This window comes from Gemmatimonadota bacterium, from assembly GCA_022560615.1.
Classification (GTDB): Bacteria; Gemmatimonadota; Gemmatimonadetes; order Longimicrobiales; family Gaopeijiaceae; genus UBA1138.
Window position 1 is genome coordinate 81,210 of sequence record JADFSR010000013.1, and the last position, 12,385, is coordinate 93,594.

Annotated in this window: 9 protein-coding genes and 1 pseudogene; 8 read left to right on the plus strand and 2 right to left on the minus strand. The window is 63.0% G+C overall.

Annotation, left to right across the window (positions count from 1 at the left end):
* The first annotated feature begins 62 nt into the window (after positions 1-62).
* The 4 genes from IIB36_09605 (at position 63) to IIB36_09620 (ending at position 4,936) form a co-directional block, all read left to right on the plus strand.
* A complete protein-coding gene (locus IIB36_09605; GenBank protein MCH7531995.1) occupies positions 63-866 on the plus strand; it encodes a hypothetical protein in 804 nt (267 codons plus the stop codon).
* 62 nt (positions 867-928) lie between these two features.
* The gene (locus IIB36_09610; GenBank protein ID MCH7531996.1) at positions 929-1,495 is read left to right on the plus strand and encodes a hypothetical protein; all 567 of its coding nucleotides are present in this window, start codon (positions 929-931) and stop codon (positions 1,493-1,495) included.
* 28 nt (positions 1,496-1,523) lie between these two features.
* The gene (locus tag IIB36_09615) at positions 1,524-2,864 is read left to right on the plus strand and encodes a flotillin family protein (GenBank protein MCH7531997.1); all 1,341 of its coding nucleotides are present in this window, start codon (positions 1,524-1,526) and stop codon (positions 2,862-2,864) included.
* Between the two features lie 26 nt (positions 2,865-2,890).
* Positions 2,891-4,936 carry a PD40 domain-containing protein gene (locus IIB36_09620; GenBank protein MCH7531998.1) on the plus strand — a complete coding sequence of 682 codons (2,046 nt, stop codon included), beginning with the start codon at positions 2,891-2,893 and terminating at the stop codon, positions 4,934-4,936.
* A 466-nt stretch (positions 4,937-5,402) separates the two neighbouring features.
* On the opposite strand, the gene IIB36_09625 is transcribed toward IIB36_09620, so the two are convergent.
* A complete protein-coding gene (locus tag IIB36_09625; protein MCH7531999.1) occupies positions 5,403-6,245 on the minus strand; it encodes a carboxypeptidase regulatory-like domain-containing protein in 843 nt (280 codons plus the stop codon).
* 951 nt (positions 6,246-7,196) lie between these two features.
* Here IIB36_09625 and IIB36_09630 point away from each other — a divergent pair.
* The 4 genes and pseudogenes from IIB36_09630 to IIB36_09645 all read left to right on the plus strand — a co-directional run bounded on the left by IIB36_09630 (position 7,197) and on the right by IIB36_09645 (position 11,041).
* Positions 7,197-7,751: a hypothetical protein gene (locus IIB36_09630; GenBank protein ID MCH7532000.1), complete on the plus strand. Its 555-nt coding sequence runs from the start codon at positions 7,197-7,199 to the stop codon at positions 7,749-7,751.
* 518 nt (positions 7,752-8,269) lie between these two features.
* Positions 8,270-9,136, plus strand: coding sequence for a site-specific integrase (locus IIB36_09635; GenBank protein ID MCH7532001.1), 867 nt, complete (start codon positions 8,270-8,272; stop codon positions 9,134-9,136).
* A gap of 39 nt (positions 9,137-9,175) precedes the next feature.
* Positions 9,176-10,270: pseudogene (locus IIB36_09640) on the plus strand (IS91 family transposase).
* Positions 10,271-10,693: 423 nt separating this feature from the next.
* The gene (locus IIB36_09645; protein MCH7532002.1) at positions 10,694-11,041 is read left to right on the plus strand and encodes a hypothetical protein; all 348 of its coding nucleotides are present in this window, start codon (positions 10,694-10,696) and stop codon (positions 11,039-11,041) included.
* A 1,094-nt stretch (positions 11,042-12,135) separates the two neighbouring features.
* Here IIB36_09645 and IIB36_09650 read toward each other — a convergent pair.
* Positions 12,136-12,385 (minus strand): hypothetical protein (locus IIB36_09650; protein ID MCH7532003.1); only part of this gene is annotated, 250 nt, incomplete at its 5' end.

The following is a 12,385-nucleotide window of genomic DNA, read 5'->3' on the forward strand; positions in this document are numbered from 1 at the left end:
ACGCCTGTTGATGACGACCGGTCGTCCCGGCGTTCGGGCCTTTTGGACCCTTGGGGGTTGTGATGAAGCAGACTGCCTTCTTCCTCGTGGCGTTCGTTCTCTTTTCGCTCACGAGCGTTCTCGCCGTGACCTCTGCCGAGCGCACCAGCAGACAGGAAGCCGACGACACCGTCGCCGATTCGCTCGTCGCCAACTGGATCGCCGCCGTCGGCGGGCTCGACGCGTACTGGCCCCTGAAGAGCGCCCGCTTCATTCTGACGACCGAGATCTACGATCCCGAGAGCGGCCGGATGCGGCGCGCACGTCCTCGCTACGTAACGATCGCCCGCACGGACGCGGGTGAGATCTCCCGAATCGAACGCTGGGAAGGGGACGACTTCATCCAACAGGGATGGGATGGAGAGACCCAGTGGGCTACGCTGAACGGCGAGCCGCTCGGCGAAGGCGACAAGGACTACGACCAAGTCCGCTACGTCTCCGGCGACGTGCAATACTGGATCAGCCTGCCCTACAAGCTCCTCGACGACGGAGTGACCGTGCACGATCGGGGCATCGATGACGAGGGTCGGCACGTGGTGGGCGTGACCTTCGGAGAAGGCATCGGCCTGCACGACGAGGACACGTGGCAGTACTGGTTCGAGGACGGCCGCTCGTGGCCCGTCCAGGTGGCGTACATGGAGGAAAGCGATGACGACTGGAATCGCCTTCGCTTTGAGGATATCCGGACCGTCGACGGTTACATTTTCGTGGGGCGACGTGTACACTACGACGCAGACGGCGCTCTGACCAAGGTCCTGTTCACCCACGACTTCGAGTTCAACCCAGCGCTGGATATGGCACTCTTTTCGACGCCGGATTGGCATTAGCGTCGAGGAGCGTCCAGCGTGTATCTTGAGCGCTTCTCGACTCGCCAGATTCGGAGTCTCTGATGTACTCGGCCTATCTCTTCAGCGTCGTGCTCGGTGGTGGACTCCTACTCTTGTCCCTGCTCGGCGACCTACTCGGCAGCGATGCCGTGGAGCTGGAGCTGGATGCCGACACGGGCGTCGACCACTCGGCCTCCAAGATCCTCTCGATCCGGACGCTCACCTACACGCTGTTCGGATTCGGTGCCGTCGGGTGGTTGCTGTCGCGCGGGGGCCTCGCACCCGGGGCTCCGAGCACGATCACCTACGCGGCCGTCGGGGGTCTGATATCCGGAACGCTCGTGCACCGCGCGTTCGGCTACCTGCGACGCACCGAGACGGGAACGATCGCGGAGGACGACTCCTTCGTGGGACTCGCCGGTAAGGTCACAGTGCCCCTGGGTGGTGGCTCCGTCGGTAAAATGGCGCTCAAGCGTGGCAACCGGCGTCACACGCTGCGCGCCCTGCCCCACGCCAGTGTCGGGCCTGGCACCCCCCCAGAAGAGTGGCACACCGTGGTGGTGGTCGAGATGAAAGACGGGGTCGCATATGTCGCCCCGTCCGACGAAGACCTCACGGCCCTTCAGTGATGTTCAGATTCCTCATACGGAGCTTCATATGCAAACCCTACCTGAGATCCTGACCGCGCCTGCGACCCTGCTGGCGTTCGTCGTGATCGTCGTCGTCATGGTGATCCTCTCGACGATTCGTGCGCTGATCGTGATCGTGCCGCCGAACCAGGCCGCGGTGATCACGGGCGGCATGAGGGCGCTCAAGGACGGCAGCAAGATCGGCTACCGTTCGATCACGGGTGGCCGCACGATGCGCATCCCACTCATCGAGACCGTGTCATACTTGAACCTCGAGACGATCCCGCTCGAGATCACCGTGAACAACGCGTTCTCCAAGGGGAACATCCCGCTCAACGTGGAGGCGATCGCGAACGTGAAGATCGCGTCCAAGCCCGAGGTCGTGTTCAACAACGCGGTGGAGCGATTGCTCGGAAAGACCGAGGAGGAGATCAGGGAGCTCGCAAGAGATACGCTCATGGGGAACCTGCGCGGCGTGCTCGCGACACTGACGCCTGAACAGGTCAACGAGGACCGCCTCGGTTTCGCGAAAGCCCTCGCGCTGGACGCCGGTGAAGACCTCTCGTCGCTGGGCTTCCACCTCGACGTGCTCAAGATCCAGAACGTGAGCGACCAGGGCGGCTACCTGGAGGCGATCGGTCGCAAGAAGGCCGCCGAAGCGGTGCGTGAGGCCGAGATCGCCGAGGCTCAGGCTGCAGCAGACACCCGCGAAGCCCGGGCGAAGGCGAGGCAGCGAGCCGAGATCCGCGAAGCCGAAGCCAACGTCAAGATCGCCGAAGCCCAAAACGAGCTGCGCGTGCGCCAAGCGGAGCTCGACCAGGAGGCGGAAATCGCGGAGAAGACCGCGGCCGTGCGCTCCGAAGAGGCCAAGGTCGAGGCGGAGCGAGCGCTCGAGACGAAGCGCGTCCAGCGCGAGATGGAGCGGCTGCGCGCCGACGTGATCGAGCCCGCGAACGCCGAGCGCGACGCCGCGTTCGCGCAGGCCAAAGCCGAGGCGGCACCGATCCTGGAGCGAGGCAAAGCTCAGGTCGAGGTGTTGCGGCTGCTCTACGAGCAGGTCCAGGAGGGTGGTGACCAGGCGTTCGCGGTCTTCCTCGCCGAAAAGCTGCCCGAGCTGCTGGAAATCTCGGTCGAAGCAGTGAAGGGCGTCGACATCGACCGCCTAATCGTCATGGACAGCGGCGACGGCGGCGCCGTGAGTAACGCGATCAACCAGCGCGTGAGGGGCGCGTACGGGACCATGGAAGGTCTCGGCTCGGTGCTGGGCATCGACATTCAGGCAGTGCTGCAGAACGCGGTGCAGAGAGCGGGAGGCACCGCGTCGCCCGCGAGGGTGCCTGATGAGGACTCCAGCGCACACGCCGAGTGAGGTAGTAGCCGCAGGCGGTTCGAGACATGGCCAAAGACACCGGGCTCCTCGTTGAGCTCAAGCGTCGCAAGGTCGTTCGCGCGGCGGTCGTGTATGTGGCAGCGGCCTTCGCTACGCTCGAATTCGCCGACATTGCGTTTCCGCGAATCGGGCTCTCGGATGGCGCTGTGGACATGGTTCTTTGGGCCGGCTTGCTGGGCTTTCCTATCGCGCTGGCGCTCGCTTGGTTCTTCGACCTGCGGGCCGAGACCACGAGCGTGCGCTCGCCCGGCTGGTTCTCGGCCCCTGCCCTTGCAGCCGCCACGATATTGGTTGCTCTGGGCGTCGGCGCTGGAATGCTTTGGGGAGGCGGTGACTCGGCGAACAACGCCTTGCCCGCACTTGCGATCTCACCGTTAACCACCACTGTCGGCCTCAATTTGTCTGGCAGTTGGTCACCGGATGGAAGCCAGATTGCGTACGACTACACGCTGAACGGGACGATGGACATCGCGGTGTCGTCTCTGGGTGGCGGTGAGCTTCGTCTGGTGGCGGGCGGCCCGAACGACGAACTGATGCCGCGCTGGTCACCCGACGGATCCAAGATCGCCTTCATCTCCGATGATGGATCGGGGATGAACGTCTATTGGGTGCCGCCAACCGGAGGATCTAGACGAAAGGTAGCTGAAACGCACTTTCTGTATCTCGATCGCTTCACGGCAATCGGCGTAATCGGTTCTCAGCCTTGGTCTCCCGACGGACGTGAACTCGTGTTTTCGCGGCTCGAAGCAACGGGCCTCGCGCTGTGGAAGGTCGAGCTCTTGAGCCGGGAAGAGACCCGATTGACGACGCCAGCCGCCGGAACCCTCGACCTACGGGCGGCATGGTCACACGACGGAGAATGGATCGCTTTCATGCGGCAGCCTGGGCGACCGCCGTTTGGCCTATATCTGATCTCCGCAACGGGTGGCGAGCCGATCCCGCTGGTGGTCAACCAGAGTTTGAACGGAAGCCCGAACTGGGGACTCGACGATCGTCGGATCCTGTTTACGACTACGAGTACCCCGAACGGCGGCGGCGATATCTGGGACGTCGACGTAGATACGGGGGAGCTTCGACAACTCACGAACGGTTTGGGTGCGAGTACACCGATAATCTCGTCTACGGGGCGGATCTCCTACTCGCGCTGGAGTCATGAGGCCTCCTTCTATCGCATGGACCTCGGGTCAGCCGAGGAACATCAACCGATCTCGTTAAGCATTGGCAACAACTTTTCGCAGCGCTTTTCGCCGAATGGAGAGCAGATCGCATTCCAATCCAGTCGCCAAGGCCGTACCCAGATCTGGCTTCACGACCTAGCGACGGGGGCGGAGACGCAGCTCACCTACCCGGCGGAGGGAATCGGGGACAGAACGCCCGACTGGTCCCCCGCTGGGGACGAAATCGTGTTTCTCTCCAATCGTGAAGGCCCGTTTCAACTGTGGGTAACCGGTCTCGACGGGGGCACGCCGCGTCGACTTTCGGAGCAAGTGATTCCCATGGACGGCGACTTCTGGGTAAACGCACGAGTCGCCCCACGCTGGTCCTCGGACGGAAGCACCATCGCCTACCTAGCGCCCGGTGACGAAGGCACGACCCTCTGGCTTATCGATCCCGACGGAAGCAATGCGAGGCGGACCGACATCGGCGTGGTCCTGCGTTTCGATTGGTACCTCGACAGCCAGCGCATCGTCCATACGCGGAACCCGCCGGACGGCTCCGGAGGGATCGAGATGATCGCCACCGATCTCAGGACCGGCGAAGAGGTGCTACTACTCAAGGCGAACGCGTCCGAGTTGAGTGTCGCACCCGACGGAAGTTACGTCGCCTACAACAGCGCGGATGGTCACTTCAGCATCAACCGCTACATACTCCCGCTGACCCCTGCGACCGCCGATCAGCTCCCCCGCGCCTCAGGAGAGCCGGAGCAGATCACGTTCGGTCAAGGTGTGTGGCACGTTCATGGCGGCGCGTGGTCCCCGGACAGCAAGCAAATCGTCTATACCAAGGATTTCGATCGGGGAAATCTCTACGTGATCGACAACTACCGCTGATCGGCGGACTCCGGCAGCGATCGCTTCCCGCTCGATCCGGCGGCGCATAGCGTCCAGATCGGCGTCCATCCTTCCGACACTGGGGCGGGTGGATTCGACCACCAACCTCCTGGTTGACAGGCCAAAGCCCAGGTACCCCTATCCGGAGAACTTCGCCTACCTAAGCCAAATTTCCGCCGCCTTCCGCCGGGTTTTCTTCGGGTTCCGCCACCTTTCGCCGCCCTCAGAGACACATTCTAGACACACCCAGGAAGCTCAGGGGAAGGACTACCACGCCGCCCGCAAACACGCCCAGCAGGCGCCACATTTAGCCAAGGTATTAGAGGGCTTGGTGGAATTGCAGGAGCGTCAGACGGCAGCACTCGAGGTGATCGCCCAGGACGCCGCGAGGCGCGAATGAGCGGCTTCGCCCAGGCCCTGCCCGCCGTTTCGGCCCCGTGCCAGCGTGGGGAGGCTCGGACCAGCGCTAGCGGCTCCTCGTCCACAACACGACCACGCCGCATGGTACGGTCCAGCCACCACCCGGCTCTCGGTCAGGCATCGAATACTGCACGGGGATCTCTGAAGGTCCCGAGTAGATCTCGATGGCCTCGATGGCCGAGAGCGGCACGGCGGTGTTCAGCTCGCCTGTTATGAAGTCGATGGCGGCCCCGTCGAGGTAGTACTTCGGGAAACACAGGGCCGCGGCCGAGGTGCCCCGAAGCACGATCATGTGGCCGGCGTTCCCCTGGGAAGAACTCCGTCCGTAGACCTTCATCAGCGAAACGCCGGGAATCCCTTCGAAGAGCTCGACGGTGCTGAGCGCCCGCGAATTCTCGATCTCGAACGGTGTAATGAAGTGGCCGAGGCCGCGGTTCAAGCGGGCCAGGAATCCGCTCGCGATCAGGTTGTGCCGGGACTCTAGTCGATGGGTGGAGACCACAAGCCCATCCAAGGCCACCGGGCGTGGGTCGATCCTGAAGTCGACCGTCATCTCTCCGTCCGGACCCAGGTTGAAAATGCTGCCTGCCGTGGAGGTTCCGTAACCGAAGGCCGAGGCCCTCAGAAGGAAGCTGCCCGGCTCAGGCGAGGTGAGGGAGAATCTGCCGAGGTCATCTGTGATGGTCGCAGCGACCATGTCGCCCGTATTCTCCGCAACCAGCGTGACGATCGCCAAACCGATCGGCCGGTTGCTTCCACTTCCGAGGAGTCTTCCGCCGAGCGTCTGTGCATCCGCCGCGACGGTGACCGTCGACGAGGCGAGCCAGAGCAGCATGGCGAATCGGCTCGCACACGTCACCCGGCGTCTTGGCGTTCCCCAACTCATCATCGACCCTCCAAGCGTATCCCAACGATTGCGGGCGGACGTCGGGCGCGCAAGGCTGGGCGACGGGTTCGGGGTCCGCGCCTCCCCTGAGCGGGCGCCTTCTGCAACATGGCCGCAACCTACTAGCGAGATCATTGCGCGATACCTTCGCAATGCCTACGAGCACGTCACCATCTGTGTGTTTGGGTATTGCAAGAGTGCTGGGACCCTATTGGCACTCGGCGCTCACGATCTTGTTATGGGTGTCTGCGGGGAATTGGGCCCTGACGCTGGCGCCCGAACGCCTGCTCTCTCGCTGACTCGAGAAGTCGAGCACGAGAGCATCGCGTCCTGCCGGTGGCTGAACCTTAACGCCCCGGTCAAACCCTCACCTCCCCTCAACCAAGTCGAGCACGGCGCGCCTAGCGACGCCAGGGGAGGGGGAGTTCGGAAGAGCACACAAGCGCTGAAGCTCAGTTACCAGCATCCGGACCCGGCAACCGCGCTTCGCGTTGTCGAGCACACCTGAATCTGAGACACATTCCGGACACACCTAGCCAGACAAAGGAAGCGCCGCAGAGCCGTAAAGCCTTACGGCGCTTTATCTTACAACACTGGGGCGGGTGGGTTCGAACCACCAACCTCCTGGTTAACAGACCCGCCACAGCGCCACCGTTTCCACAGAATCCGAGTACGTAGGCGGGTTCTATCCCGCGTTACCGGGGATGATTTCCGAGTCTTCCTCGGAGTTTGGGAACCCGAACGTACACAGCAACGTGCCCAGGCCAGTCCCAAGGCAGGAACCCGACCCCTGTACGCCGCTTGGCGACCCCGCGTACGCGCGAGGCCAGCGGCCGGTCACGGGTTTCGTGTATCTGACCTCGCACACTACCTCGCACACCCATGAAAGCAAATAAAATTACGGCGCCACCGTGCTATCCGTCTGGCAAACGCGAAGCCCCGGGAATCGCATTGATGGAGAGGCCCCAGGTACGTACGGAAGTGGAAGTCGGTGGAGCACCGGGTACGGACGTTGGTGTCGGCACACCAGGGCAGAACGCCCCAGGTAGTAGTATCCGAACGCGAGGCACCACGCTCGCTGACTGGGAAGACGAGCCCGCCGAACTGCTACCGGACCAGCTAGAGCGTCTAGAGCAAGTCAGCTCGGCGCTCGCACGAGCTTTCCTTCCCGCCTACGTGCTCTACGGCAACGTCGCAAAGGCGGTGAAGGTCGCGGGCTGCTCGAGCAGGGTGCGCGGCTACTGGCGTACGACAGACCCAGCTTACGCCGAATTGGAGGCCGAGGTGACCGAAGATGTGAGAGAGCGCTGGGATGCGGTCTTCGAGTCGGGAGCGCTGCACGGGCTGGTAGAACAGATATACGACAAGAACAACAAACTGGTGGGCACCAAGATACGCCAGGACAGCGCTATTCTGCGCATGGTCGCTGCTGGGATCAACCCCGAGAAGTATGGCAAAGACACCGATGACCGGAACATCACGATCATCATCCAGGACGTGAAGGAATGACCTGGCACGAGCTGACGGACGACGACGTTGAGCACACGAGCGTAGGTTGCCGCTGCAACTATGCGGACCACTTCAGTTTCAGCACGCTCGAGGGAAAAAGGACGGTGCGCTGTACGACTTCCACCACCAGCACCCGTTTTCACCTGGCTGCACGGCTCGCGCGTGCGTGAGGAGCACTTTCACGCGTCGTCACGGCAAGCGCGCGTGAGGCTGGACCGCATGACTATTCACCTGAACGGGGGCGTCCAAGAATGCATAAAGCCACCACTGACCTTCGGTGGCCCCTCGTAACAAGCCAACGGCAAGCGGTTCAGGGCTTCAGGGCCGTAAACTAGGTTCGCAGAAGGTACATTGAACTAAACCGCTGCGCGGTGGAGCCTGTGGGCGCCTTCCTGGGGTGCGTCTGACGGACCAACCAACCCTGCTCGCCTTCCCCTCGTTTGCCGTCCTCCGGAATGATGGGCCATGGGGCGTCGTTGTGACGCCCATGTCATTGGCCCCTTTCACGGGAGGATCCCATGGGCAGGCTACACGATCGGATGGACCGCGAGCTGCGGATCCGCGGCTACGCGGAGAACACGAGGAAGTGCTACATCGAGAAGATGAAGTGCTTCGTGCGCTTCTTCATGCGACCGCCGGACGAGCTCACGGTGGAGGACGTAAATCAGTACCAGCTCTTCCTGACCAAGGACAAACGGGTGTCGTGGAGCACGTTCAACGTGCACGTCTGCGCGATCCGCTTCTTCTACCGGGAGGTGCTCCGGGTCGACTGGAACGTCGAGCACATCCCCTACCATCGGTCCGGCAGGAAGCTGCCGGTCGTTCTGAGCCGCGAGGAGGTGCGGGCGCTGCTCGATGTCACGACCAACCTCAAGCACCGCGCGCTCCTCATGACCCTCTACTCGGCTGGCCTTCGCACCGGTGAGGTCGTGCACTTGAAGCCGGCTGACATCGACAGCGGGCGCATGATAATCAGAGTCGAGCAGGGCAAGGGTCGCAAGGATCGCTACGTCATGTTGTCGGAGAAGCTGCTGTTGACCCTGCGCCGCTACTGGCGAGAGTACCAGCCCGCGCTTTGGCTCTTTCCCGGGGCAGATCCCTCACGCTCACTCACTCGCGAGTCCGTTGGCAGGCTCTTCGCTCGCGCAAAGGAGAGGGCCGGCATCCGGAAGCGCGTCTCCCCGCATTCGCTTCGGCACGCGTTTGCGACTCATCTGCTCGAGCGCGGCGTCAACATCCGGGTGATCCAGCGCCTGCTCGGGCACCGGAGCCTGCGCTCGACCGAGATCTACACCCACGTGGCCGAGAACTACGTCGCGGACACGAAGAGTCCGCTCGACGACCTGCTGCCCGATGTCGAGGACATCGAACCGACGATGACCTGACCCGTGCCGGTCCGGGTAGCCCGCGAAGGGCGCCCGGAGCTGGCGGACATTTTCCGGACCCATGGAACGCGGCTCGACGGCCTAAACGCGCAGCAGCGTAGGGTCGTTGCCGCGATCCTGAGCTGTCGTACAGCAGCGCTCGGCGGTCATGTCCGGGAGTGTGACCGCGGCTGCGGGTACCAGGAGATCTCGTACAATTCGTGTCGGGACCGGCACTGTCCCAAGTGCCAGGGGCTGGAACGCGTGCGCTGGCAGGAGGCGCGGGCGAACGATCTTCTGCCTGTGCCCTACTTCCACGTCGTCTTCACGATCCCTTCCTGCCTCCACGAGATCTTCCTCGCCAACCCGCGGGTGGCCTACAACCTCCTCTTCACTACGGCTGCCGAGACCGTGAAGGAGGTCGCCGCGAACCCGAAGAACCTCGGCGCCGAGATCGGCATGACGGCCGTCTTGCACACCTGGACCCAATGCCTGCTCTATCATCCCCACCTCCACCTGATCGTGCCCGGCGGCGGTCTCGACCCGAGCAGGTCTCGGTGGATCTCCACTCGGGAGGACTTCTTCCTCTCGGTGCGCATCCTCTCGACGGTCTTTCGCGGCAAACTGCTGGCCGCCCTTGAAAAGGCGGTCGCTTCGGGCACGATCAAGGCGTGTGTCGGAAGCGGTGTCCAGGTCGCGAGCCTCCTGCGCCGGGCCGCCCGTCCAAGATGGGTCGTCTACGCAAAGCCCCCCTTCGCCGGGCCAGAGCAGGTCCTCACCTACCTTGGGCGCTACACCCACCGGATCGCGATCTCCAACGAGCGTATCGTCTCCATGGAAGGAGACCAGGTAACGTTCCACTACAGGGACCGCGCGAACGGCAACCGCCGAAAGTCCATGACCCTTCCCGCCGCCGCGTTCCTCCGGCGGTTCCTGCTACATGTGCTCCCGCCGCGGTTCGTCCGGATCCGACACTATGGTTTTCTCGCCAACTCTGTGCGGCAACAACGCATCACGCTCTGCCGTCAGCTCCTGGGAGTCCCCGCGGAATCGGCTCCACCCGCCCCCTCGGAGAGCTGGGAAGAGATGCTTTTCCGGTTAACCGGAGAGGACGTGACGTGCTGTCCCCGGTGTGAGGCGGGACATCTCCGCAAGGTGCGAGAGATCAAGCCCGACCGCGCTCCTCATCCGATCTGGCGCAGAGAGGCCCCCACATGACGACGCGGGCGACCTCGATCCCCAAGAACTCCTTCTCACTCTACCGCCGGTGCCCCGGAAGAGGGATCGGTGCGTCCTCGCCCCAATGCTGCACCCACCTTTGCGTCGGCGCAGGACCCAAAGGCGTGTCTCCGAGCCATCGCCGGCCCCACCTCAGCCTCCTGGCTCCTCGACCTGCCCGCCGGGGCCATATCGAGTGTAGAGTCGCCCCCAACCAATCCCCATAGCCGCAGCCATCCGCCTGAGACCCGCGGCTCAGTTCAATAAGTCCTTCCTGGCATCGCGCTGCGCGCACGCCAAGAAGAACCCTCTTCATTATGTTACCCTAGCCACCCCAAAACGGCCGATTCCTGAGTGATTATGCACGGACCAGCCGAGTGGGTGGCGATCACCGATGACGACATCTTCCGACCCGAGTTCGAGATCGGCGTGGACCCCGAGGTGGAGGAGAACGACGTCCACTTCATCCATGACCTCGCCGACATGTTCAACGCCTCGATCGGGGGCAGGGTCTACGCCACGCTAGGCGCGCTCAGTCGGCGCTGGGGAGAGTCAAAGGGCACCGTGGTCGAGTTGCTCTCCAACATCAGCCACTTCACCGGCGTCATCGTGCTCATTCGGTGGGCAGACGAAGCGGTCCGGATCACTTGGCTCGGCATCCCTCTTGCCTGGGGTGTGTTCGGTAGCCAGCCCCACGCCGACGCATAGTTGTCCAGGGGTATCGGCAAGCCTCTGAGCGCTCTCACACGCGTCTCGCGGCCACAAGGGGACACGGTGGACGCCCTGGCGACTTTCGGGCTTTATACGGGCACTCAGGACGTTCGGAGGGGCCCCCCGGTCAGGTATTCAAGGACCCTAGCTTTTCTTCAACGGCCTCGGTTCACAGTACGTATATAGTCTGCCCCGGCAATTTTTCGACAATTCTGAAATCGGCATGGAACGATGTTTGAAGTGGGGCCACACCACGGGAGACCGGGCGTTGCGGCCGAGAAGAAAGGATGTAGGATGTCACATCTAGGACCACAGCCAGCCGGTCACGCCACCGGCTTGGAGCGCGGTCGAGGCTTTAGCGCGGGGAACACCATGCCGGACGTATGGGAGTTAACGGGCGGATATCAAAACATCGTCCAAGGCAATCCACTGGTCTTCCCCAACGTGCTTACCTGCATGGCTTTCGTTGCGTACGACGGAGCGCAACTGATTGGTGTACACTTCACTCAGATGGATGATACGACTGCGCGAGCCCAGGGCGCATGGGATAGGGTGCAACTCCTATCGGCTGGCCACCACCAGGTCTACATCGCCGGTCCCGGGTGGAACGCCAACGTGCTGGCCAACCTCATTCCGGCGCCCGCTGGCTTCCATTCGGCTATCACGCCCGCCGGGTCCGACCTCCAAGCCACTCTGGCGGGTGGGGTAGTAACAATGCAGCGGCGGCCGCACGCCGGCGGTGCTTGGGTCCCCGTGCCGCTTATGTGAGCACACGCTGGTCTCGACGAACGGCACCTGCTCAGGGATGTGTTTGAAGGAGGAAGTTCGAAGACGGAAAGCCAGACAATCGGCCAATACTTCGTGACGGCGGTGTAGAGTCTGCCGGAGGGCTCGGAGGTCACGCGAGCAAGATGCGGCGCAGGTCAGCAGAGCGCGAGCAGATCCCCTACAGCGCTCGAAACACGCTGATCCCCCTGCGACGACCGGGCCGGGGAGTCTGCCGCTCCACCAGCCCCCGGTGCGCCATATCTCCGAGGATCAGATGTACTGTGTGGTCGGGAACTTCTCGGTTGACCGTGGCGTGCCTGTAATCAAGCGATCTGAGCCATCTGACACTGGACGCCTTCCAATACGACTGCGTTCGAGATCCCGGCCTTGGCGCCTGCGGTGTCGACCTTGATCCCCTCCTTCTCATCGTACTGTATTCCTTTTCGCTGCTGCGCCACCTTCTTGGCCTCCGCCGGGTTCGTGGGAAAGGGGACCCGGTCGGCTTCGCTCATCGCTTTGATGCTGTATAGGCCCGAGACCTTCTTGTCGCCTGCCGTGCAGTTGATCACGAGG

Excerpts from the sequence above, each read along its gene's own strand:
- IIB36_09605 (MCH7531995.1), top strand. The coding sequence starts at position 63 with ATGAAGCAGACTGCCTTCTTCCTCGTGGCGTTCGTTCTCTTTTCGCTC.
- IIB36_09610 (MCH7531996.1), top strand. The coding sequence starts at position 929 with ATGTACTCGGCCTATCTCTTCAGCGTCGTGCTCGGTGGTGGACTCCTA.
- IIB36_09615 (MCH7531997.1), top strand. The coding sequence starts at position 1,524 with ATGCAAACCCTACCTGAGATCCTGACCGCGCCTGCGACCCTGCTGGCG.
- IIB36_09620 (MCH7531998.1), top strand. The coding sequence starts at position 2,891 with ATGGCCAAAGACACCGGGCTCCTCGTTGAGCTCAAGCGTCGCAAGGTC.
- IIB36_09625 (MCH7531999.1), bottom strand. The coding sequence starts at position 6,245 with ATGATGAGTTGGGGAACGCCAAGACGCCGGGTGACGTGTGCGAGCCGA.
- IIB36_09630 (MCH7532000.1), top strand. The coding sequence starts at position 7,197 with ATGGAGAGGCCCCAGGTACGTACGGAAGTGGAAGTCGGTGGAGCACCG.
- IIB36_09635 (MCH7532001.1), top strand. The coding sequence starts at position 8,270 with ATGGGCAGGCTACACGATCGGATGGACCGCGAGCTGCGGATCCGCGGC.
- IIB36_09645 (MCH7532002.1), top strand. The coding sequence starts at position 10,694 with ATGCACGGACCAGCCGAGTGGGTGGCGATCACCGATGACGACATCTTC.